Source organism: Paenibacillus sp. W4I10, assembly GCF_030816325.1.
In the GTDB taxonomy this organism is placed as follows: domain Bacteria; phylum Bacillota; class Bacilli; order Paenibacillales; family Paenibacillaceae; genus Paenibacillus; species Paenibacillus amylolyticus_B.
Window position 1 is genome coordinate 5,520,564 of the sequence record NZ_JAUSXX010000001.1, and the last position, 23,976, is coordinate 5,544,539.

Here is a 23,976-nt window from a genome sequence, read left to right on the forward strand (position 1 = left end):
TGAATATGACGTAGGGACATCCCTTTTTTGTTTTGTTTAGGATTAGGCAATTTTCTGTCTTACCCCATCTTCCGCCCAAGCTGTTCGATCTTATCCAACCAAATCTTTCTCTGCTCATCTGACTTCTTCCCAACTTGATCTACAGTTGTTATCCGCACAGGTTTGATGCCAGTGAGTGCAAAGGTGGATATTTTCATCATTTTGTGTGCGGGCTCACCTTGGAACCATTTGAAGTACCAGCTAGGACCATCCATCGTAGTGATCATGCGGGCGGTGCGGCCTTTGAGTAGTTGATCCGGGAAAGGTTTTCCTTTCTGATACTTGAAGGCGTAACCTGGCATGAAGATTCGGTCAACGAAACCTTTCAGCAGGGCAGGCGGTCCTCCCCACCAAATCGGGAATACCCATACGAGATGCTCTGCCCATTTGATTGCTTCTTGGGCCTCCAGCAAATCTGGTTCAAGTGGAAGTTTATTACGATATCCTCCCTGCAGATTCATATTAAATGCCAACTCGTTCAGGGTGATCATGCGGACGTCGGCACCAGCCTGCACCGCACCTTTGCGGTACGCCTCGGCGATTGCGCCGTTGTAACTGGGTGAGACGGGATTGCCTTGAATGATTAATATTTTCTTCATAGAAGATGACACGTCCTGACTATTTTAGTTAATGAACACTAACCTCATGTGCAAAAAGAAAAGGTCACGTATGACCCGGTAATACATCTGTATTATGTTGACGATTCTCTTTTTATAACGTGTAGCCCCAAACCTTACTTGGTGTTCTGCGAGGTCAGAATGGCTACCACTCTCCCTCGCTACTCTTGGGGTACCTGTCCCAACATTGATGCTAGACGATGAACAGTCTCGCCCGTATAAGGTACCAACAGCTCCGGTAGCTCACCTTGCATACTGGAGACCGCCATACGTGTAATCGCACCGATAATCAGAACGGCTGTAAGCCGTGAATCCTGCGGAGGCAGTTCGCCCCGCATCATTCCCTGATCGATCAGATCCATTAACGCATCCAATGGCTGACGGTAGTCCTCACTGCTGCCGGCTTCAATGAATATTTCATGATTCTGTGAGATCAGCAGCAGTCCGTAGGGATCTTCATCGTGCAGGTGAAGAACCTCGGTAATCAGTTGCTTGAAGCGCTCCAATACGGGACCTTCCTGGCGAACATACCCGTCAATCAGTGAAGTATAGTCCGCGCAGTATTGGGTGAAGGCTTCCAGGGCAACGGCATCTTTGTTTTTAAAATGTTTGTAGATCGCCGCATCGGTTACTCCGGCGGCGTCACCGATCTCTTTGACGGATATGCCGTCAACGCCTTTGGTTGCGAACAAGCGCATCGCCGCTTGTAAAATATCTTTCTTTTTACTATCCACATGAGGTTTGTTCTTCATAATCGTATAGTAAGTGATTACTAACTAAAATGCAACAAGCAATTTTGAAACTCTAAATGGAGACAATGAATAAGCGCTTACGAACAAAGCTTGCAGGCTTGAGAGAGGCAACGTATGATGAATAGAAATCAACATCGGAGCAGCAGGAAGAACGAAACGGATGGTGGATTGCGTGAAAGATGAGATGGATGCATATAGCTGGGTGACACCTGAAGGAAGGCTGAATGATCACTATATAACAAGCCGCGAACAGTTGTATAAAGGAATGAACGGACGATATGTGGAGCGATTCACTGTTCCTACCGGTAAAAGTTATATTTTTAAACCGCTGACGAATCCCGCACAGCACGGACGAGAACGATGGATGTACGAGCGTGTGATGTCTGGTCTCCCCCCAATTTATCCGCAGCTTGTTGCAACGTCGGACCCTACCACTTCACCGGCAGAGAGCTGGATGATCTATGAGGATCTGGGGCAACTGGTGCATGATTCGCAAGAAGTGACAATGCTGAACACAGCGGTGCATATGGCAATGTGGCATGCGTTGCCTGTTACGGAGTGGAACGAGCTGCCCCGTATGGGCCAGAAACCGTCTATTCGCACCATATTGGATGAGTTGCAGATGCACAGACAATCTACCGATGACCTGTTGTCTACGCTGGATATGCGGTTGTCTTCAACGGATTGGGACAAGATTGCCACATTGATTCTCACAGCAGAGGAAGAACTCCCTACCGTTCTGTGTCACGGAGATCTGCATCCCGGGAATCTGGCGGAAGTTGACGGTAGGCTGGTCGTCTTGGACTGGGAGCATGCCCATCTGAATACGCCGCTGTGGGACATGTACCATCTGGTAGATCTCTCGCATCCGCTGTTTCCCAGAACAGTTACGCCTGCTTTGCGAGAGCGGGTCATAGACATTTATTTGGACAAACTAGAGAGCCTGGGCGTGCAGATTGAACGGGATTCTTTGGCAGCATGGTACAACGCCTATGCTATTGTATTCTCACTCTGGATGCTGCGTTTGATTGACGGTGATCTGAGGAGTGAGGAATGTGTTTGGCCGAAGGAGCAGCTGCGAAGCCAGTGGCACGAGACGGCAGCAACGCTGGAACAGTGCATGAAGCACATGGGTGAGGAATAGAAATGAGGGGTGAGAAGCTTGCGTAAAGTCGGACTTGTTATGCGTAAAATTCAATTCACGGAAGCTCAGGGGCCACGCGTATTTGCGGATCGGCTGAAGCAGATTGGTCTGGAGCTGGGCGTGGATATCGTGTTCATTTCGCCGGAGCGTCATGTCAGCGGATACGACTGGTTGCCGGGGTATGAGCATGAGAAAGGTGACCTGGTGAACTACGATATCGTGCTGGACCAGATTCATAGCCAAAATATAGAGCATGTCATCTACACCGTATCCGGGTTTACGTTTTTGAAGATGTTCTTACCGAAGAGTGTATTGTTTCCGCACAGTTTTCCTGATCCCGCGCTGACGGGATATGAGATGATGAAGCCATTTTATACGATGGTGGATAAAGCGATTGTACAGACGGAGTTTTTGAAAACAGAACTGGGCCGCAATTTCGGCGTACATGACGTGAACGTCATCCCGATTGGTTTTAGCGAAGAGCTGGCGAACCGGCACTATGACCCGAGCCAGGTCGTGCATAATCGGGTGCTCTGGATTGGTAGGGATGAAGCGAATCGTCGACCGGATCTGGTGCTGGAATATGCTCGGCAGAACCCGGACAAGGAAGTATATATGGTGTTTGGCGGTGTTCGCTATAAGGAAACCATGAAGAAGTACGACATTCCTGCCAACGTGAAGCTGAAGTTCGCGCTCACGCAGGATGAGATATTTACGTTGATGAATTCTGCCAAGGTGTATTGGAACTGTTCAGCCTTTGATACGTTTGCGATGCCGCTGACGGAAGCGATGGCGATGGGCAAAATGGTTGTGAAGCCGGAGCACGCTTGCTACGGTCACATTCGATCCACGCATGCCTTTGCAGGTAACGAGGATAACTGGTTTGAACTGGTGAACATGGCTGCGGCAGCGCCGCGCAGTGTGTCGGAAGACAATCGGGAGTATGCTTTTGGTGCTTTTTCGCGCACGAAGATGAAAGAAGGGTACCGGCACTTTTTCTCAGATTGGTTGAAGTAACGTAAGGTCTGTAACAAAGGGCTTAATCCATCCAGCAACAGGAGGGGAACCTTATGGAAGTACTGATCTTGTGGACATTGGGAATGTGGGCGGTGCAGCTGCTGATTGAATGGCTTATCTACCGGTTGCAAGGACGCCGAATGACGTGGATTCAATATATATTGCCATGTGTGGTCTTGCTGGGCGGTGCCGTCGTAATCATGATCAGCATCGATATGGGCGGGTGGAACGGCATCGGATATGCCCTGCTTGGCGTATCGCTGGGTACCGCGGGAATGTTAACACTCATTACGGTGGTGATCAGGGATGTGGTGCTTCGGCGACGGGGCAGGAATTAAGCGGAAGAATGAAACCTCTGTACTGTAAGATTGAATCAGGTGATGGGATGGTTGCAGGAATGCATTCGTCTGTGATATATTGACATTAATTATGACAAGGGAGGTGAAGACAGGTGAATCACGAGATGCTTAACAACCGTATTAGCCAGCTGCCGATTGCTATGGCTGGCATTGTTCATACTTTTCTGACCAACGGGAGAAGTCTGTCCAATTTTGAATATACGGAAGTTAACATTTGCGAGAAGATGCCTGCCTTGACCTCATTCGGACGATAAGCGATATTGCTTGAATTCTGAAGGGCCGCGGAGCTAACCTCCTGCGGCTCTTTTTGTGTTGCGGTCAGGATCTTCCATACCATAGGAGGAACCTTATTATGATGATGATTAGCGCGCAACAACTGACTCAATACCACGGAGCACATCTGGTGCTGGACGGCATTACGTTTGAAATCATGGAAGGCGACAAGGTCGCCCTGATCGGCCGTAACGGAAGCGGCAAGACCACACTTATGCGCCTGATGGCAAGACTGAACAAGCCGGATGAAGGGCAATTGATGATCAAGAAAGATACACGAATGGGATATGTGGCTCAGGTTCCAGAAGGATTGGATGAACATACCATACTGGATGTATTGAGTCTTGGATTCAAGGAGCTTATGATATGTCGCACGCAAATGAAGGAAATGGAGCAGCAGATGTCCGATCCAGCATGTGCAGCAGACCCTAATCAATTGGAGCGCCTGCTGAAACGCTACGCGGCACTGCAAGACCAGTTCGAGCGTGAGGGTGGATACGAAATGGATGCCCGGATCGATCAGGTGGCGGACGGTTTGGATATCGCGAAGGAGCATTATGGTTGGCGCTTTGGTTCCCTGTCCGGTGGGGAGCAGACTCGGGTGGTGCTGGCTTCACAGCTAATCGTAAAACCCGATCTGTTATTGCTGGATGAGCCGACAAACCATCTTGATCTGGAGCGGGTCGAGTGGCTGGAAGGATTTTTACGAGAATATCCCGGCACCATTGTCCTGATCTCGCATGATCGCTATTTTTTGGATCGGGTCGTGAATCGAACACTGGAGCTGGAGGATGGAGAAGCGGAAACGTCTGCTGGCGGTTATACGGAATATATGAAAGTGAAAGAACAACGGCTGTTGCAGCAATTCGAGGAGTTCAAGGAGCAGCAGAAGGTTATCAAAAAAATGAAAGAAACGATCCGCCAACTGGAGGAATGGGGTCGTGTGGGCGGCAATGAAAAGTTCTTCCGGCGGGCCGCTTCCATGCGCAAGGCGCTGGAGCGGATGGAACAGGTGAAGCGTCCTGTACTGGAGCGCCGCAATGCCGAATTCGATGTGCGTCCTACGGATCGAACGGGTAAGCGGGTAGCGGTATTGGAACAGGTCGAGAAGAGCTATGGTGAGCGTGAAATCCTGCGAGGAATCTCGGGTCTGCTGGAATATGGAGATAAAATTGCACTCATTGGACGCAATGGCTCCGGCAAGACAACCCTGTTCAAGCTGTTGCTTGGTGACGAGCAGCCCAATGCGGGCAGGCTGGAGTGGGGGGCACGCGTGGATGTAGGGTATCTGGCTCAACAGGAGGAACCTACGAATCCGAAGTTGAACGTACTTGAATACTTCCGTCTGGAAGCAGGCGTGGAAGAGGGAGAAGCTCGCGGAATACTGGCTCGATACCTGTTCTATGGAGCGGATGTATTCCGCTCTGTCGGGCAATTATCTGGTGGGGAATGGACGCGTCTGCGGCTAGCTCTTCTGGTGCAACGTAAACCCAATGTACTGCTGCTCGATGAGCCAACCAACCATCTGGATATCGCATCGAGAGAAGCGCTGGAAGAGTCGCTGGTTGATTTTGAAGGTACCGTACTTGCCATCTCACATGATCGGTACTTCGTCAATCGCCTCGCTTCCCGTGTCTGGGAACTGGAGGACGGTCAGATGACCGCTTATCTGGGAGACTATGAGGCTTATCGTGAGAAGAAGGTTGATTTGCAAGCTCGTATGGCGTCGACAATTCAGGCTAATTCAGGAGTGGGAGTTTCCTCTCGTGGGAATGCCAAGTCAGAGATGAAGTCAGGTTTAACGTCCGCTCCCGGCGGGACTGCCAGATCAGGGAAGAAACCAGAAGCAACCTCGACATTGAACGGTTCCACTGTTGCGGCTACCGATGGAAGTCGAGATCATGAAGCTTCTACTCAATCAGGTAAGGCGTTGACTCCTTCGGCAGCAGCATCGAAACATAGAAGTGGCAATGGTAACAAACAGTCTGCAGAGAAGCTGGAACAGACGTTGGCTCGTCTTGAGGCAGAGATTCAGGTGCTGGATCAACAGTTGGAAACGGTGCAGAACAATCCGCTTGAACTGGAACAAATCTGGAATGACCGGGAGCAATTGTCCGCTGAATATAATGATATATTGGCGCAGTGGGCTGAGTTATAAGTCAGAATGGCATGAGCATAAGATGGAACAAGCGAGGTCGGAGAATCATTTCCGGCCTTTTTGACCGGGGTTAAATACCATACGTTTTGTGTTAGCCAAGAGAGCGTTAAAGCACGAATGTAGCATCGTCAACTTGATTGAAGCAGCTAAAGGTATTGTGAAATTGATTCACTAGTGGAACTTTTTACCTCCACATGCGTTAAATACGTTTGTATGAATTGAAACGGCTCACCTAAGAGCTCGCAAAAAGGGAGGTTATCGGTATCTATTATTCATTGACGTATCGGAGTTGGTCGGATGATCGACAGGCGGAGACGGGGGTGCTGGAACAGGCTTCAGTCACACGAGATGAACTGTTCATGCGCAAACTGGTGGATGCTACCTTGGTAAAAAACAAACTCTGGGCGCATCTGTCCAATGAATGCCAGGATGGGCGGGAACATGCAGTATATGTAACGGCGTATGAGCAACAGATGCCGGATGAGTACGGTGCAGCTATTGCGGATGCTGCGCTGTCGATGTGCAAAATGTCTTCCATGTACAGCGCAGAGTATATGCTGTGGAATGGAAGTTCGTTTCAGGAGTTGGAGCTCACAGCGTTATCCACCTATACGATGGAGCTTGCCGAGCAACTGCTGGACCATTACATGGTTCACGGTGGCAAGACGTATGAGTTCCTGTATTCCGTGCTGGATGCGGATCGCAAGAAAGTGTTGTTTTATATGAAAGAGGTGGATTTGTAATGAGTGAGCAAGAGCGGGGGCAAGCATCGAAACCCGGATCAAAAGCAAAGCTGGTTGCTTTCTCCCTGATGCTGGCGGTTCCTGCCGTGTTATCCGGTTGTGGCAGCAACAATGATGAATGTGACCCGGAGTATGATACCGGATGTGAATATGATTCCAGCAGTGGACACTATTACTACGGTGGGTCGTCGTATCGAAGCAACAAGGACAGTAACAGCTCCTATAGCAAATCCAAGTCCAAATCAAGCGGCTTCGGTAGCTTCTTCCGCAGTTCGGGAGGATAACCGGATGAGGCAAGTGGTTCAACTGCCGTTTAGTCACGAAGAGGTATTTCAGGGTGAAACGGAACAACAGATTCCATACCATCGAATGTACGGGAAGCAATATTGCGTGCCTGCATTGACGGTCTATTCTCCCTCGGAGGTACAAGAGCTGCGTACCGCAGCCGAGGCGGTAGACGGCATTTACTGTAAAGTGATGCGATTTATCCAGCAATATATGCCGGATTCATTTTTGGAGCATCAGTTAGGTATCCATCCGGGGCTTATCCCGGCGGCACGTATGGAGATGGTGACTGGAGGCATTACCCGTCAGGACTGGATTATTGGAGAAGCTGGGCCCAAGTGTATTGAAAATAATACGGACACTCCAACGGGCATACCGGAGGCTGCTGCATTGGAAAATATCCTGGTCGGTCTTGCTGAGCCTGCCGCGTTGACTGCACCATCTGCCGAGATGGATGCACGTATTCAGGCGTGTTTCAAGATGTGGCTGGAATTCTATGCAGAGCAAGGATTGCAGGGTCCGGTGACGTTCACTTCTTTTGGTGAACATGTCGAAGATCGAACAAATACGGAATACCTGATGAGACGTTGTCAGGAAGCGGGATACGAAGTTTTCTATGCTCCACTTGATGAACTGGAGATTGTTCCGGGAGAGGCGCTTTACCATAGGGGGCGGGAGATTAACTTGCTGTATCGCCTTTATCCACTGGAGTATCTGATCGATGATCGGGATGAGACGACAGGCGTGGACATTGGCGCTGCGTTACTTGAACTTGTACGGGAAGGACGGCTGGGCCTGATGAATCCCGTTCAACATGTACTGATGCAGAGCAAAGGCTTCATGGCGGCAATCTGGTCGCTCTACGAGCGGAACGAGCAAACCCCGGAATATTGCGGGTTTACCCTCTTTGATGGAGCAGAGATGGACGTGATTTCCCGATATCTGCTGCCAACTTATTTTTCGGCTGAACCCTTCGAGCTGAACGCCACGCCATATGTAGCCAAGAGCTATTGGGGGCGCGAAGGCAGAGGAACTCTTTTGCTGGATGGAAGTGCAGTTCAGGAGGAAGAGTCGGCTCACGATTCAACCCTGAAGGTGAAAGACCAAGCCAAAGAGGATGAAGAGGAAATTACAGCTTATTACGAAAACCAACCCAAAATCTATCAGCAGCTGGTTCCGATGGAACAGGTCGTGATTGAGACGGAAAATGGAGCGTACAGCGGTTATCTGCTTACAGGGGTGTTTGTTATCGGTGGGCGTTTGGCTGGAGTGCTGCCACGGGTTGGGGAGAAAGTAACTGGAGATATGGCCTATTATTGCGCGGCTACGGTTCGTGAACGGATGAATGATGAGGAGGAGAAGGAATGGAGAACTTGGGACTAAACCTCGTGAATGTGGCGGTGGGTGTAGGCATTTTGCTGGTGGTATTGGTATGTGGATATTTTGCTTTTAGCAAATTGACCCGGTATAACGATAGTGAGGAAATCGCCAAAGGTAACGAGGCAGCGGGCATGTATATGGGTAGCAAATTGCTGGGACTGTGTATTATTGTGGGGATGGTATCTTTCTCAACGCATTCGTGGTTGGATATGCTGCTGTGGTCGGCGTTTGGAATTATTGTGCTGTGCCTGGTCTATATTATATTTGATTTCCTGATTCCGAAAATGCGAGTGTGTGATGAAATCGCACGAGGAAATATGGCGGTAGCACAACTGCTGCGTTCGATTATCATCGGCGTTTCCATCGTCATTGGTACGTTTTTAATGTAAAATAAGACATAGTGTTTTATAGAGTTTACTATTAAACGGAAGAAGGAGCGCGGCATCATGAGAAGAGTCATCATCGATACAGATACAGCAGGAGACGATACGATTGCGATCCTGACGGCATTGCATCACTTTCAGGTGGAAGGCATCACGATTACGGGCGGTAACGTACAATTCGACCAAGAGGTTGAAAATGCCCTGTACACGGTACAGGTTGCTGGACATGGCGGCAAGGTGCCTGTGTATAAAGGATGCGAGCGTCCGTTAATGGCCTACGGTAAAGCTCAGCACCGTACAGTGGAAGACGTGCATGGCGATGATGGCATGGGCGGCGCGCATTTCCCGAAGGCGGATCAGCGTCCCGAGAGCGGGCATGCGGTTGATTTTATCATTGAGAAGGTGCATGCACATCCGGGTGAAATTGAACTTCTGGCGATTGCCCCGCTGACCAATATTGCGATGGCGATCCAGAAAGACCCAACGATTATTCCGGAGATTGCTCACCTGTACATCATGGGCGGAACCAATAATGCACTGGGCAATATCACACCGGCGGCGGAGTATAACTTCTACGTGGACCCGGAAGCAGCGAAAATTGTACTGCATGCAGGCATTCCGATCACGATGGTTGGCTGGGAGATGTGCACGCAATATTCAGTGATGGATGATGACGATCATGCAGAGATTGCAGCTCTCGGTACATCAGGTGCAGATTTCTTTACAGCCATTAACAAAGTGGTTATGCAGTTCAACAAGTCGGTACATAAACTCAATGGCACCACTCATCCCGATACGTTGCTGATGGCTGTAGCCGCGGATGAATCCATCATGACCAAGTCGGGTCAATATTATGTGGATGTAGAAGCGGCAGGAGAATTGACACGCGGATACAGTGTGGTTGATATCAACGGGCGTTTTGGCAAAGAGCCGAATGTACGTGTATGTGAAGCCATTGATCGGCCGAAATTCAAATCTATGCTTCTGGACGTTCTCTCAGCGATCCAATAAACGCAGTAATTAAACTGCAGGAGAAAGAAGAAAATCCGTGCCTATCCCAGGTACGGATTTTTTTATGCCCATTTTAATCTAATCTAAACTTGCTGCAACAAAAACGAACGGATGCCAGTCGTGACCAGATCATGGTCTTCCTCATCAGGCAAACCCGATACCGTAATGGTGCCGACTTGTCCCTCATTTTTCAGAATCAGCGGGAAAGCGCCACCAGCCAGGACATAGTCCGATGAAGTCAGATTGAAGTCTTGCTCAAGTGTCTGATTTTCGCTTCTCAACCGCAGAGCTGTATGCCAAGAGCTGGAGGAGAAATGATTCACCACGTTGTTTTTGCGTCGAATCCAGTCCTCGTTGTCGGGATGAGTGCCTTCCATAGCATGCAAAAAGAGACGATGTCCCTTCAGGGTTATGTCGATGGTCACGGCTTGGGAACGACGCTTCCCTTCTTCGACCAGATGCAGACCAAGGTTAAGAGCCGTTTCAGAATCAAATGTGCCAAATACCAAGTCCTTTTCTTCCTGTTGCATTTCCTTTAATTTCTCTGTCATGATCAGGTTCAAATTACAGGCAGCTCCTTTACATATATGATTGATGTCTACATTCGACATAGATTGGTGTAGTCCCTTCTGGATGCAGTCTGATCGATGTTAGTGGACGTTATTTGCGTGGTTGAAGACGGCTCATTTGGAGACCGTACATCGGCTGTGTTAAAGTGAAAGGAACCTAATATACTCAAAACTCTTAAAGTTAAAATAAGTTATCGCTAAGTAGACAGGAGGAGAAGCACGATGCTGTTTTATTTTGTAGCACTGCTGGTGACTTTGGTGGACCAGGGAACCAAGATTGCAGTGAGGATGTATATGGAAGTTGGCGACGTCATGAGACTGGGTAACTCAGGCATGCAGTTACAGCATTATGAGAACAGTGGAATGGCGGGCAGCATGTTTCAGGGAAATGCGCGTCTGTTCGGTGTGATTGCTGTTCTGTTCATAGCGGGTATGTTGTATTACCGGAGTAAAGGTGAGATTCGCGGTTTCTGGATGCAAGCTGGCGCGGGTTTTATGGTCGGTGGGGCTTTAGGAAATGCGATCGATCGATTTATCTATGCCCGGGTAACGGATTTCCTCGTATTTCCGTCAGGACGCGGGATTTTGAATCTCGCTGATGTCGCAATTAATATCGGTGTGGTCATGATCATCATCGGCATGTTGATTCGTGCATATCAGAGTTATCGAGCCAAGCGTTTACGCAATGCCTTGCCAAAAGTTGAGCGTTCGTGACACACGGATAAAAGCTTTATAGTGGGTGAATATAAGCTTAATAAATAATGGACATTGGATATCATCCAGTGTCCCTTTTCTTATGCCCAATTCAGGTCGTGGGAAGAAATGCCTTGATTCATTTTTACCGAAACCGTTTTAGGAATAATAAAGGCTTGTATAGCCAACGCTCATAGTATGAATTTGTGGAAGGATTAACCAAATGGTTATTTCACCACCTGAATGGGTAAATCTTTACGTATATAAAGTGAAACTAAGATATACACGAACACGGAGAGTGCAGAACCAATCTGAAGAAGCGAAGCGTGCGTGTTTATCACCGGATTTTCCCTTTGAGGAAGGGAATCAAAAAAATCTGGTGATAACAACGATCGGAAGATGGTGCTGCAATCGGAGTGACACCGTGTAAATCACATTAGTTCAATTTTTAAAGCTGAGGGAGGTACAACATGAGAACAACGCTTACCAAGGCTCTCGGGACAATGTTGCTATGCGGAATGATGGCTGTACTTCTATCTTCCTGTACCAGTGGGGATAGTGCAAATGGCAAAGTGCAGATTGAATTTTTCCAGAACAAGCCTGAAGCCAAAACAACCTTTGATGAATTGATCAAGACGTTCAACGCGGAGCATAACGATATTCAGGTGACCCAGGTGAATCCGCCAGATGCGGAGACGGTCTTAAAAACGCGTGTCGTCAAAAATGATATACCGGATATTATGGCCATGGGTGCAACCGACACCTATTCTATTCTTGCCCAGAGTGATATTTTTACCAATCTGACAGACAGTTCACTGCTCAAGACGATTGATCCGAACTACATACAAATGCTGAAGGATCTCACAGGCATGGACGAAGTGACAGGTATTCCTTACGCAACGAATGCAAACGGCATCATGTACAACAAAACGTTGTTTAAGGAAATGGGATTGGACGTGCCCAAGACGTGGGATGAACTCATTGCGACCGCCCAAAAGATCAAGGATGCAGGTGAGATTCCATTTTATTTCACATACAAGGATGACTGGCAGACGAGTCTGCCCTTCAATGCACTGGCCTCCAATCTGGTCGGTATTGATTTCTACCAGGAGCGGCGCGATAACAAAGTGACGTTCAAGGAGAAGTACCGCGAGGTAGCTGAGAAGCAACTGGAACTCATGAAATACGGTCACGGCGATAACTTTGGTAAAGCTTATTCGGACGGTAACCGTGCTTTCGCTAATGGTGAAGCTTTCATGTACATCCAGGGAACCTGGGCCATCTCGGAGATTCGCAAAGCGAATCCAAATGTCGATATCGGTTTCTTCCCATTCCCTACGGGCAACGATGCAAGCGAGATCAAGCTGGTGAACGGGATTGACTCCCTGTTTACCATTGCGGCAGACACGCCTAATCGCGAACAGGCAGAGACGTTTATTGCGTTTCTATTAGAGCCTGAAAATATCGGAAGATATATTGACGAACAGACGCTGTTCTCTGCGGTAGAAGGCGTGAAGCAGGATGATCCTGCTGTACAGGAATTGATGCCATATATCGAGCAGGGCAAGGTTATTGACTTTCCCGATCACTATATTCCGGCTGCGGTGCAGCTGAATTCCATCGTACAGTCCTTTTTGCAGAACCAAAACATCGACAACTATCTAGATACACTAGACAAAGAATGGGACAAGGTTGCTAATCGGCGTTAAGCCTTGTCTGAAGGAGGATGGAGTATGAACAAGCGTATCGCACCTTATTACTGGATGACGGTTCCGGCGGTTGTATTGTTCTTTGTATTTATGACCCTGCCGGCCCTCCAGGGCATCTATTATTCATTTACGAATTACAACGGATTCGGGAAAGAGTATGATTTTGTTGGTTTTAAAAACTATTTCAACCTGTTCCAAGATGACAATGTAGGTAACGCCTACTGGTTTACGTTCAAATTTGCGATCGTTGTGACGATCCTGACCAATATTCTGAGCCTGCTCATTGCACTCGGGCTGAATGCCAAGATCAAGTTCCGTAACTTTTTCCGCGGCATCTACTTCCTGCCCAATATTCTGAGTGTACTGATCGTAGGTTACATATTTAACTACCTGTTCTCCAACGTATTCCCGATCTGGGGACAAAATCTGGGTATCAACGCGCTATCCACGAACATACTCGGCAGCGAGAGTCTGGCTTGGATCGGTATCGTCATTGTTGCAGTATGGCAATCGGTGGCCCTGAATACGATTCTGTATTTGGCTGGTCTGCAAACGATACCAACGACACTATACGAGGCATCCAACCTCGACGGCGCAGGCAAATGGCGTGAATTCTGGAGCATTACTTTCCCGCTTATTGCCCCGTTCTTCACCATTAATATGGTGCTGGCGATGAAAAACTCACTTATGGTCTTTGACCAAATCGTAGCCTTGACCAATGGTGGTCCCGGACGGGCGACGCAGTCCATCTCTCATCTGATCTACACCGGCGGATTTGAAGGCGGCGAATATGCATATCAATCTGCGAACTCGGTTATTTACTTCATCGTTATTGCGGTGATTTCAATTCTGCAAATCCGGTTCCTGCAAAGAAGGGAGATGGATCTGTAATGAGAAGCCGTACACGAATCAATTGGCCCGTTATGCTGCTCGTTGTGCTGGGTACCCTGTTTATCCTGTTCCCACTGTATATGACCGTTACGATTGCTTTGAAAAATCCGGAACAGATGGCCCAATCGGTCTTTGCCATTCCGGCCACACTTCACTGGGAGAATTTCGCGAGGGCCATCGACATGACAAACTTCTTCCAATCGTTCCGTAACAGCGCAATCGTTACCGCATCAACCGTGCTTTTGACGTTGCTCAGTAACTCGATGGTGGCCTATGCCATTGCACGGAATATGGAGAAACGCAAGTTTTTCAAAGGGCTGTATTATTACTTCGTCAGCGCGATGTTCATTCCGTTCCCGATCATCATGCTGCCAATTGTTAAGCTGACCGCATCGCTGGAAATGACAAATCTGGTAGGTCTGATCCTGCTGCACACGGTATATGGCCTGGCATTTAACGTATTTGTGTACGTTGGATACATCCGGTCCATCCCGGTAGCGCTTGAGGAAGCGGCGTTTGTGGATGGGGCAACAACCTGGGGCACATTCTGGAAAATCATTTTCCCGCTCATGGCGCCAATCAGTGCCACGGTTGGTATTCTGACTTGTCTGTCCACGTACAACGACTTCTTGCTGCCACTCATTATTATCAGTGATCCGGGACAGTACACGCTGCCGCTGGTACAGTATGTATTCCAAGGGCAGTTTAATACCGAGTTTAACCTTGCGTTTGCATCCTACTTGCTCGCGTTGCTGCCGATGATTATCATCTACCTGTTTGCGCAGAAGTGGATCATCAACGGGGTTACACAAGGATCTGTGAAATAACTTATGATGTACCAAAGAAAAGAATATGTGTGAAGGGATATGAACAAAGAGAGGTGGACTGTAAGAGTCCCCTCTCTTTTTTTCGATCCTTGTCATTTGACGTGTGGGAACTGTCAGAAGGATTGATTAACCTGTAAAACTATGCTATTTTTTAGTCGTTAGTTTAATCAATAAACAAAGATAGTGATAAGAAGATTAAGGTTCAATTCTGCAAGCGCTTTAACGATGAAAACTGAATACGTAGATAAATCCGGCATCGTTTGTACCCAGTCTTCAAGAGCACGGGCGTAAAGTGGTGGGTTCTTTTATATGCCAAAAAGAGAGGAGAATGGGGAAGTTGCACGGGAAAAAAGGACATTTTAACTCACTTCGGAATCAGATCTTCATTGGTTTTGTTATGGTGATGCTTGTTGTTCTGCTGCTTGCAGGCATATCGGCTTATGACCGGGTAGCTGCTTTGCTGAAAAGCAATGCAGAGAAACATATTCATCAAACTGCCGTCCAGGCCAGTGGCAGATTGGATGCACTCATTGCACAAGTGAATTCGCTGACCGCCCAGGTGGCGGATGATTCATACGTGCAGCGTCTGCTTAGCGATGAGAAGCAAGGCAACCCGGCTACCTTTAATCAGCGCCAAGCTCTCTTGCAGATTGCAGGCAGCTATCAGTCTTTCATCAATGGCGCGCAGAGTATGGAGATATACACCACGGGTTATAACCGCATCTTTCCGATGGATGACCGATCCCTCGATCTCAGAGTGGAGCGCAACTGGATCAACCTGGCGGATGAAGGAAAAGGCAGACTGGTATGGGCAGGCGCTGACCCTGAAGATCCGGGTGTGCTCCTGGCTATCCGGCGGATTAACCTGCTGGATCATTCTTTCGAACATGGAGGTTATGTGGTGGTACGGATGCAACGCAGTTTTTTTCAACTCAATGATTCGAATGGGGCAGATGGTTCGCAGGACTCGATCATGCTCTTGGATGGTGCAGGAGAAGTAGTGACTTCCGATCTGGAGATTAATCTCGATCCAAAAGCCATATTAGACAGCGAATCCGTCGTGCAGAACGGGGAGGAATCCTATATCGTTGTCCGGCAAAAGTCTGAATTAACGGGATGGACACTTGCTGTGCTGACTCCGCTGCGGGAGACAACGGAAGGGGTATCCATCCTGAGGACGGCGCTTCTCGTTTCGGGAATCATTGGTGTTATTCTGTTCCTGATCATGTCCTTCTTTCTCTCCACGATGATTACACGTCCGCTCATACGCCTGATGCGGGCCATGCGCAGTGCACAGCCGGGAGCAATGAGACCTAATCTAATGGTTAGCTCTACGATGGAGATCAATGAACTTAACAACGTATATAACCAGATGGTCTACAGGCAGAACGAATTGACCCGTGTGGTTCATGAGAAGGAAGTCATGCAGTCCCGGGCTGAGCTGAAGGCGTTGCAGTCTCAGATTAATCCCCATTTTCTATTCAACACACTTGAGGCATTCTATTGGTCCCTTGAGGAAAAGGGAGACGAGGAGATGGCACGTATGGTTGTGGCGATGTCCCGATTATTTCGCTACATTATCTCAAGTTCGCAGCAGGATGAATGGGTTACGATTGCTGACGAGCTGGAACACGCAGAGCGTTATCTTCGCATTATGCAGATGCGATTGGGAGAGAGAATGGAATGGGAGATTCAGCTGAGTGATGCGGTTCGTAAGGTCCCCATTCCGAAACTGCTTATACAGCCCTTGGTGGAAAATGCGATTCTCCATGGCATTGAAAGTAAACTGGGACCAGGAAAGATAATCGTCCATGTGGATGCTTCGACAGAGAAAAATCTGGTTCGCATTGAGGTTCGGGATGATGGTCCCGGTATGGATGAATTACGGCTTCAATCTGTCATTCATGCTTTACATGGCGGGCCGGCTGTGTCCAAGAAGGGGACAGGTGTAGGTCTAATCAACGTACATCGGCGGTTGAAGCTTTACTTTGGCAGCCAACTTGGCGAACGTTGCAAGCTATCCATTACGAGCAAGGTTGGGGAAGGGACCGTCATTTGCTTTGAGATTCCCATGGGAACGGAGGGTGCATATGATTCATGACAAAACGATTCTTATCGTGGATGATGAGCCGCGTACAAGAGAGGGTATTCGCAAAACATTGGAAGGATGGTCAGCAGGACGAAATCACATTCAGACTGCAGAAAGTGGCGTCGAGGCTGTCGAATGGCTCAAGAAAAAACCGGCAGATCTGTTAATAACGGATGTTCGCATGCCGGAATTCTCTGGCTTGTCTCTGATTGAAGCCATTCAACATTTCTCGAACAGGCCTGTTGTCCTGATTATGTCGGGACATGCCGATTTTCAATACGCCCAGCAGGCCATTAAGTTGGGTGTTGTGGAGTATATGTTGAAACCGATTGATAAGGAACAATTGCTGCAGACCGTCGAAAAAGCCCTAAAGTTCAGCGAACAACAGCGACGTATTCAAACGATGCAAGAAATGGTTGACCCCAAGCTGCTAGATGTTAAGGAGCGAGGGGAACAGAGGCTAAATAGCCAGATCAGTGAAGCTTTGACCTATGTGGATACTCACCTGGGTGAACATGTGACCATGCGTGAAATCGCTGATTTGCTCCATCTCAACTCCAGTTATTTCAGCGTATTGTTTAAGGAACAGATCGGCATCAATTTTAGTGAATACCTTACCCGCAAACGCATTCAGCGCGCGAAGGAGTTGCTTGTGCAGACAACGATGCCAATCTCGGAAATTGCCGAACAGGTGGGTTATCAGACGGATAAGTATTTTATCACGGTATTTAAAAGTCTTGAGGGGCTTAGTCCAAGCAAATATCGGCATTCCCTATCTGAACGAGATAACAAATAACCTCAAAAAAGTGGAGTTTTTCCAAATTGTTCTGGTCTTATAGAGGCAATAGGCCCGTGCTACAATTTGGTTAAAGCGGTTACATTAACCGAAAAAACCAAGGGGGTCTGGAATAATGAGCAAAAAGACGATGGCCATTCTTCTGTCATGGACGCTGGTTCTCGCCGTAATTTTATCCGGATGTAACAGTTCAAGTTCGGATGAAGAGGGTGAAACAGGCAGCAACGGCACAGATGGGAAAGTAACCCTCAAATTCATGCACCTCTGGCCAGCAGGCAGCTCCGCACAGCAAAACAAATTGGTCAACGATATCATCAAGCAGTATCAAACGGATCATCCGAATGTAACCATTAAGCAGGAAGTGCTGGAGAATGAACAATACAAGAACAAATTGAAAATCCTGTCTGCATCCAATGAACTTCCCGATGTGGGTGTAACTTGGGCTGCTGGATTTCTGGAGCCTTATGTGAAGGGGAACCTGTTCGCACCGGTCGATGATCTGCTGAGCGACTCGCTGGGCGAGAAATTCATAGCCGGAACAACAGAAGCTTATGCCATAGACGGCAAAACATATGCGCTACCAATCGAGTTGAATATCTCCCCCATTTATTATAACAAAGCCATTTTTGCGAAATATAACTTGCAGCCGCCAGCAACGTACAATGAATTCCTGAGTGTGCTGAAGACACTGACCGAGAACGGTGAGGTTCCGATCGCACTGGGCAATAAAGACCGCTGGACCGGCTCACTCTGGTATATGTATCTGGCGAATCGGTTAGGTGGAGATGCACTGGAAAAGGCCATCAATGGCTCTGGCAAGTTTGACGATCCGGCTCTGACTCAAGCTGCTGCCGAGGTACAAAAACTGGTGGATATGAATGCCTTCAACAAAGGCTTCAACGGGTTGTCTAACGATGAGGGCAAATCCGAATTCATGAACGAAAAAGCTGCTATGTACCTGATGGGTACGTGGGAACTGCCAAACTTCACGACTAACCCGGACATCCCGCAGGAATTCAAAGACAAGATCGGATTTTTCAAATTCCCAACGATGGAAGATGGCAAGAGCGATATTAACAGCTGGGTAGGTGGTCCAGGCGTAGGGCTGTTCGTGGCCCAGAATTCCAAAGTGAAGGAAGAAGCGGCGAAGTTCGTGCAATACTTTGTGGAAAAATGGGGTGAGAGTTCGGTGACTGAGGCAGGCGTCATCCCGGCAACCAAAGTGGATACGGCTGCAGTACAGTTGCCACAGCTCTACATCGACCTGCTGAACGAATTGAATCAGGCCAGCAGTCTCACACTCTTTGCAGACGTACAGATGAAACCGGCAGCCGCTCAGGCACATCTGGATATGATTCAGGCGTTGTTTGGCAAAGCGGTTACACCGGAGGACTTTGTGAAGAATCATCAGGCTGCGATTGATAAAGGCAATTGACGTACACACGTTTGAACGCTTGAAGGGAGGATAATGTGATGGACAAAGTCATGTCCAACCGTCTCGTTGCTGCGTTGTACGTGCTTCCTGCACTGCTTCTGCTGCTGGTCTTGGTGTACATCCCAATCGTGCTCACCGGGTATTATGGGTTGATGCAATGGGACGGGATCGGTGCAATGACCTTTATTGGATTGGATAATTACGCCAGACTGCTTCAGGACGGAACATTTTGGCAGAGTGCAAACCATACTTTTTTGCTTGCTTTGTTCTCTGCGCTGAGTCTGATCGGTTATCTGATGATTGCTTTGGTGCTGTCAGGCAAGATCAAGGGTGCCAATCTGTTCCGCAAAATATATTTGATCCCGATGCTGCTGTCTTCGGTCGCGATCGCTCAGTTATGGCTGAAGATCTATCATCCCAGCAATGGTGTGCTGAACACCTTTCTGGAAGCGATCGGCTTCAGCAATCCGCCAGCTTGGCTGGCGGAGCCATCACTGGTGCTGTATGCACTGTTCGTACCGATTCTATGGCAGTATGCAGGCTTCTATATTTTGATCTATTATGCGGCCCTCAAAAATATTCCGGAATCTCTGGTGGAAGCAGCCCGGATTGATGGGGCAAGCCCTTGGCAGATCGCTTTTCGAATCAAGTTGCCGCTAATTACTGAAGTCATCAAGGTGACTGTGGTACTGGCTGTGGTAGGCTCACTCAAGTATTTTGATCTCATCTACGTGATGACCGATGGCGGACCGAATGGCTCCAGCGAAGTGATGGCCTCCTATATGTATCGTCAGGCGTTCCGTAGCTTCGACTTTGGTTACGGCAGTGCTGTAGGGTTCTTCCTGCTCTTGATCTGTCTGTTTGTTACCTGGCTGCTTCGTAAAGCGACGGCATCCAAAGATACGATCCAGTATTCCTGACGTAAGTGAAATGAAAGGAGGTCCATCCCGGTGAAGACGGATACGGCCGTTAGATTGCCAACTTACCCGGGGACAGGCCGAGGTTCGGCATGGTTAAGGAGATTCGGATATATTCTACTGTATTTCCTCTTGTCCCTGGTAGCTTTGCTTCAAATTTTACCCTTGGTATGGCTGCTGTTATTCTCGCTTAAAAATAATCAGGAAGTATTCGACATGGCGCCTTTTTCCCTTCCTGCTACCCCGCGTTGGGAAAACTATGTCAAGGTATGGACAGAGGGGAATATCAGCTTGTACTTCTTCAACAGTGTATGGATTACGGTGGTCTCGGTGGTGGTTACCGTGCTGTTTGCCAGTCTGGTGACCTTTGCCATTACACGTATGCGCTGGAAGGGCCGTTCGCTGGTGCTGGGGCTATTCATGGTGGGTCTGATGATCCCTGTACACTCCACGTTGATCCCGCTGTTCAGCTTGTTCCTGAAGCTTCATCTCACAGATCATCCTTTGTCAGTCATCTTGTCTTATATTGCCTTTAATATGCCAATTACCATTATGATTCTACTCGGATTCTACTACGCGCTTCCCCGGGAAGTGGAAGAAGCCGCAGTGATGGATGGCTGCTCCGTGCATCGGATTTTCTTTCGGATTGTGCTGCCAATGACGTCTTCGGTCATTTCCACAACGGCAATCATCAACATGATCTATAACTGGAATGAGTTCATCTTTGTTAATACGTTCATCAGTACCGATTCATACAAGACCCTGACCGTGGGGGTACAGAACTTTATCGGTCAATATACAACGGATTGGGGAGCCATTGGTGCAACGCTGATGATTAGCATTATGCCGATTCTGATTGCTTTTCTCATCCTGAGTAATCGAATCGTGGAGGGAATTGCTGCGGGTTCTGTTAAAGGTTAAAAGGTTGAGCGTCGAAGGTCCTTTCATCACTTGCTTAAAAGCGAGTGGGGAGGGGCCTTTTTTGTCTTCTAAAACCTTGGATAGTCGTACGGAAAAGGGACTAGATGAAAGCGGTGAAAATACCTATTTATGGAATTGCAAAAAACTTTCAACTATTTTCGCAAAACTACTGCATTTTCAAACCACCTGTGCTAACATACCCTAAGAATTAAACCCAACATGGGAAAGGTGAGAAAATGACAGCAATATCCTCAACCAAAGAGTCCCTTCGTTCTGATGCCAAGGATCTGAATCTGATTCGACTGACATGGCCTATTTTCCTGGAACTCTTCTTATTTATGTTGATGGGGAGCGTGGATACGCTCATGCTCAGCTCGGTATCCGATAATGCGGTCTCCGGCGTTGGAGCAGCCAATCAGATTATTTCTATCGCTATCCTTGTATTGGAAGTCATTGGACATGGTGCTGCGATTGTAGTAGCACAATATATCGGATCGAAAAAGTTAAGTGAAGCAGCCCAAGTTACGGGTAATGCGATTACACTGAATCTTATCGTAGGTCTGTTCCTGAGCGGAATCTTCCTTCTGTTCGGAGGACAATTGCTAACACTTCTGAATATTCAAGGCGAAATTTATGATTTTGCCCGTTCGTATATAAATATCGTCGGTGGCGGGATCTTCCTCCAGGCACTCATTAATGCGCTGGCTGCGACGATCCGTACACATGGTTACACCAAAGAAACGATGTATGTTGCTGTATTCATGAACGTGATTCACGTTGTTGGTAACTATGCATTGATCTTTGGTCACTTCGGCCTGCCGAAGCTTGGGGTGGAAGGGGCAGCGATCTCCACGGTGGGAAGCCGTTTTATCTGCCTGCTGATCTTCTTCTGGTTGTTGTATCGTGTGAGCGAGGTACGGGTGGATTTCGAATACTACATTAAGTTGTCCAAGAATTTCATTGGCAAAATTCTGCGGATTGGCATTCCGTCTGCGATGGAGTCCATGGTATATCATTCCTGCCAGCTCGTGTTCACGCTATATGTGACCTATCTGGGCGCAGAAGCCATGGCAACCAAGCAGTATGCGGGTAATATCTCTAGCTATATCTACTTGTTCAGCATGGCGATTGGTATGGGGACATCGATCATTGTAGGCCGGCTTGTCGGTGCGCGCCGCAAAGACGATGCGTACAAACGTGTTTTTGACAGTGTGAAATGGGCCCTTCTGGCCACGGTTATCATTGATGTAATCATCATTCTGTTCCGTGTGCCTCTGATGAGCATATTTACGGATAATCCGGAAATTATCAAGCTGGGTGCTCAGGTGATTCTGCTCAGTCTGTTGCTCGAAACCGGACGTACCTGCAATATTGTAATCATTGGTTCCCTGCGTGCGGCAGGGGATGCAAAGTTCCCGGTATACATGGGTCTGATCTCCATGGTCTGCATGAGTCTGCCACTGGGGTACCTGCTCATATTCCAGCTTCATCTGGGGCTTGCTGGTGTGTGGCTTGCCATTGCGGCGGATGAGTGGACCCGTGCGGTCATTATGTTCTTCCGCTGGAAGAGCAGAGCTTGGGAGAAACATGAACTGGTGGAGCATGATGACGAAGAGGTTGGTGCACAGCCGGTACCGGCTGTCTGACAAAGAATGTTATGCAAATAACTAAAAGAAGAGTCAATTACGGGCAGGATTCTATCCGTGATTGGCTCTTTTTTGCGTTCCGAGATAGAGGCCAACCGAAGTGAAGATAGCAAAAATGATCAAAACGGCGGTTACACCATTCACGTATAGTAAGGATATGGAAGGGGGCTTTACCTCAGTTGAGCCGTTATCGTGCAATGATTCAGCAAAGTTTGTTTTATATTGAGACTCATCTGCATGAGCAGATTGGGCTGGAAGAAGTGGCATCCGAGGCGTTGTTGTCGCCGTATCACTACCATCGAATTTTCCGTAATGAGGTGGGCATGACCATCGTGGATTATATCCGCAATCGCCGGATGAGTCTGGCGTCCACGACCCTCCGATCGACGGATGCGGGCATTTTGGACATCGCGCTGGCATGTGGTTTTGAGAGTCAGGAAGCCTTCACCCGCGCATTCCGCAAATTATATGGCATGCCACCAGGACGTTTTCGCAAATTGTTCGATCTGAAATTATTCGAAGGAAGAACCAGAGGAGGAGAATTACAGATGAATCAGACGTCAACAATTACAGGTTGGATGTTAACGGGAAGTCATCCGCAGAATTATGAGATGGGCATTGATCCGGCCGAAGTGCATCAGGGAAAAGCATCAGGATATTTGAAGGCCGTTACGCCGATGGAGCCTAACGAGTTCGCAACAATGATGCAACAGTTCAGAGCGGACAAGTATGTGGGTAAGCGGATGAAGTTATCGGGATTCGTGAAGACCGAGCATGTGGACGCGTTCTGCGGATTATGGATGCGTGTGGATAATAACGTCCATGATGTACTTCAATTTGATAACATGCATGATCGGCCAATTACGGGTACGCAGCCATGGAATCAGTATAGTATTGTGCTTGATGTGCCGGAGGGCAGTGCGGTCATTTCATTCGGGGTTATTTTGAACGGTAAAGGAAAAGCGTGGGTCGACAGCTTCCGCTTCGAGGAGGTTGATCTGAACACACCGCTGACGCATATGGAGACAGAGTACGAGATGTCGGACGAGCCGCTCAATCTGTCATTTGAGGAGTAAATGCTGAGGTGATCAAGAAGTTGTTGCCTAAAAATCAGTAACATGAATTGGGAATCTATAGACCAGGGCTGATCCAATCACGGGTTGGCTCTTTTTGTTGCCTTTGGGGTATAAAGAAAGTAAAGTGAAGTCCAAGCTGAGAGGATATGCACCTTTCATACAAATTACAACTCATCCATAGCTAATTAACATAGACCTTGCTAACATAAATAAAAAAGAACTGAATTTTTACACGAAAACGAAGAG

General features: G+C 48.1%; 24 protein-coding genes. 21 read left to right on the forward strand and 3 right to left on the reverse strand.

Annotated elements, in window-relative coordinates:
* Nucleotides 1–59: 59 nt before the first annotated feature.
* Both QF049_RS24855 and QF049_RS24860 read right to left on the reverse strand, forming a co-directional pair.
* A complete protein-coding gene (locus QF049_RS24855) occupies nt 60–638 on the reverse strand; it encodes an NAD(P)H-dependent oxidoreductase (protein ID WP_307541380.1) in 579 nt (192 codons plus the stop codon).
* 179 nt (nt 639–817) lie between these two features.
* Nucleotides 818–1,408: a TetR/AcrR family transcriptional regulator gene (locus QF049_RS24860; RefSeq protein WP_307541382.1), complete on the reverse strand. Its 591-nt coding sequence runs from the start codon at nt 1,406–1,408 to the stop codon at nt 818–820.
* Nucleotides 1,409–1,568: 160 nt separating this feature from the next.
* Between QF049_RS24860 and QF049_RS24865 the strand changes: the two genes are divergently transcribed.
* The 10 genes from QF049_RS24865 (at nt 1,569) to QF049_RS24910 (ending at nt 10,161) form a co-directional block, all read left to right on the forward strand.
* On the forward strand, nt 1,569–2,552 hold the full coding sequence (locus tag QF049_RS24865; RefSeq protein ID WP_307541384.1) for a phosphotransferase family protein: 984 nt from the start codon (nt 1,569–1,571) through the stop codon (nt 2,550–2,552).
* A gap of 18 nt (nt 2,553–2,570) precedes the next feature.
* Complete coding sequence (locus tag QF049_RS24870) at nt 2,571–3,569, forward strand: glycosyltransferase (protein WP_307541387.1); 999 nt, start codon at nt 2,571–2,573, stop codon at nt 3,567–3,569.
* A gap of 53 nt (nt 3,570–3,622) precedes the next feature.
* The gene (locus tag QF049_RS24875; RefSeq protein ID WP_307541389.1) at nt 3,623–3,907 is read left to right on the forward strand and encodes a hypothetical protein; all 285 of its coding nucleotides are present in this window, start codon (nt 3,623–3,625) and stop codon (nt 3,905–3,907) included.
* A 113-nt stretch (nt 3,908–4,020) separates the two neighbouring features.
* Complete coding sequence (locus QF049_RS24880) at nt 4,021–4,182, forward strand: hypothetical protein (RefSeq protein ID WP_017691697.1); 162 nt, start codon at nt 4,021–4,023, stop codon at nt 4,180–4,182.
* Nucleotides 4,183–4,280: 98 nt separating this feature from the next.
* A complete protein-coding gene (locus QF049_RS24885; RefSeq protein ID WP_307541391.1) occupies nt 4,281–6,359 on the forward strand; it encodes an ABC-F family ATP-binding cassette domain-containing protein in 2,079 nt (692 codons plus the stop codon).
* Between the two features lie 275 nt (nt 6,360–6,634).
* A complete protein-coding gene (locus tag QF049_RS24890; protein ID WP_307541393.1) occupies nt 6,635–7,102 on the forward strand; it encodes a hypothetical protein in 468 nt (155 codons plus the stop codon).
* Nucleotides 7,102–7,386, forward strand: a complete 285-nt coding sequence (locus QF049_RS24895; protein WP_192135170.1) for a hypothetical protein — start codon at nt 7,102–7,104, stop codon at nt 7,384–7,386. Before QF049_RS24890 ends, QF049_RS24895 begins: the two co-directional genes overlap by 1 nt.
* A 4-nt stretch (nt 7,387–7,390) precedes the next feature.
* Nucleotides 7,391–8,770 (forward strand): glutathionylspermidine synthase family protein, encoded by a 1,380-nt coding sequence (locus tag QF049_RS24900; protein WP_307541396.1) that lies wholly within the window; start codon nt 7,391–7,393, stop codon nt 8,768–8,770.
* The gene (locus QF049_RS24905) at nt 8,752–9,156 is read left to right on the forward strand and encodes a DUF350 domain-containing protein (RefSeq protein ID WP_017691702.1); all 405 of its coding nucleotides are present in this window, start codon (nt 8,752–8,754) and stop codon (nt 9,154–9,156) included. The genes QF049_RS24900 and QF049_RS24905 overlap by 19 nt, the downstream gene beginning before the upstream one ends.
* A gap of 57 nt (nt 9,157–9,213) precedes the next feature.
* Nucleotides 9,214–10,161: a nucleoside hydrolase gene (locus QF049_RS24910; RefSeq protein ID WP_036671600.1), complete on the forward strand. Its 948-nt coding sequence runs from the start codon at nt 9,214–9,216 to the stop codon at nt 10,159–10,161.
* A gap of 83 nt (nt 10,162–10,244) precedes the next feature.
* On the opposite strand, the gene QF049_RS24915 is transcribed toward QF049_RS24910, so the two are convergent.
* On the reverse strand, nt 10,245–10,712 hold the full coding sequence (locus QF049_RS24915) for a heme-degrading domain-containing protein (protein ID WP_307541399.1): 468 nt from the start codon (nt 10,710–10,712) through the stop codon (nt 10,245–10,247).
* A 240-nt stretch (nt 10,713–10,952) separates the two neighbouring features.
* On the opposite strand from QF049_RS24915, the gene lspA reads away from it, so the two are divergent.
* From lspA to QF049_RS24970, 11 genes are all read left to right on the forward strand, one after another.
* On the forward strand, nt 10,953–11,444 hold the full coding sequence (gene lspA, locus QF049_RS24920) for a signal peptidase II (protein WP_307541401.1): 492 nt from the start codon (nt 10,953–10,955) through the stop codon (nt 11,442–11,444).
* Between the two features lie 497 nt (nt 11,445–11,941).
* The gene (locus QF049_RS24925; RefSeq protein ID WP_373428367.1) at nt 11,942–13,132 is read left to right on the forward strand and encodes an ABC transporter substrate-binding protein; all 1,191 of its coding nucleotides are present in this window, start codon (nt 11,942–11,944) and stop codon (nt 13,130–13,132) included.
* Nucleotides 13,133–13,156: 24 nt separating this feature from the next.
* Nucleotides 13,157–14,023: a carbohydrate ABC transporter permease gene (locus QF049_RS24930; RefSeq protein WP_036606633.1), complete on the forward strand. Its 867-nt coding sequence runs from the start codon at nt 13,157–13,159 to the stop codon at nt 14,021–14,023.
* Nucleotides 14,023–14,850, forward strand: a complete 828-nt coding sequence (locus tag QF049_RS24935) for a carbohydrate ABC transporter permease (RefSeq protein WP_307541405.1) — start codon at nt 14,023–14,025, stop codon at nt 14,848–14,850. The genes QF049_RS24930 and QF049_RS24935 overlap by 1 nt, the downstream gene beginning before the upstream one ends.
* Nucleotides 14,851–15,178: 328 nt before the next feature.
* Nucleotides 15,179–16,951: a cache domain-containing sensor histidine kinase gene (locus QF049_RS24940; protein ID WP_307541407.1), complete on the forward strand. Its 1,773-nt coding sequence runs from the start codon at nt 15,179–15,181 to the stop codon at nt 16,949–16,951.
* On the forward strand, nt 16,941–17,735 hold the full coding sequence (locus tag QF049_RS24945; protein WP_307541409.1) for a response regulator transcription factor: 795 nt from the start codon (nt 16,941–16,943) through the stop codon (nt 17,733–17,735). Before QF049_RS24940 ends, QF049_RS24945 begins: the two co-directional genes overlap by 11 nt.
* A gap of 115 nt (nt 17,736–17,850) precedes the next feature.
* Nucleotides 17,851–19,170, forward strand: a complete 1,320-nt coding sequence (locus QF049_RS24950) for an extracellular solute-binding protein (RefSeq protein ID WP_307541411.1) — start codon at nt 17,851–17,853, stop codon at nt 19,168–19,170.
* A 38-nt stretch (nt 19,171–19,208) separates the two neighbouring features.
* Nucleotides 19,209–20,090 carry a carbohydrate ABC transporter permease gene (locus QF049_RS24955; protein ID WP_307541414.1) on the forward strand — a complete coding sequence of 294 codons (882 nt, stop codon included), beginning with the start codon at nt 19,209–19,211 and terminating at the stop codon, nt 20,088–20,090.
* A 54-nt stretch (nt 20,091–20,144) separates the two neighbouring features.
* Complete coding sequence (locus QF049_RS24960; protein WP_051154087.1) at nt 20,145–21,008, forward strand: carbohydrate ABC transporter permease; 864 nt, start codon at nt 20,145–20,147, stop codon at nt 21,006–21,008.
* Between the two features lie 236 nt (nt 21,009–21,244).
* The gene (locus QF049_RS24965; protein WP_307541416.1) at nt 21,245–22,654 is read left to right on the forward strand and encodes an MATE family efflux transporter; all 1,410 of its coding nucleotides are present in this window, start codon (nt 21,245–21,247) and stop codon (nt 22,652–22,654) included.
* A gap of 197 nt (nt 22,655–22,851) precedes the next feature.
* Nucleotides 22,852–23,730, forward strand: coding sequence for a helix-turn-helix transcriptional regulator (locus QF049_RS24970; RefSeq protein ID WP_307541418.1), 879 nt, complete (start codon nt 22,852–22,854; stop codon nt 23,728–23,730).
* Nucleotides 23,731–23,976 lie beyond the last annotated feature (246 nt).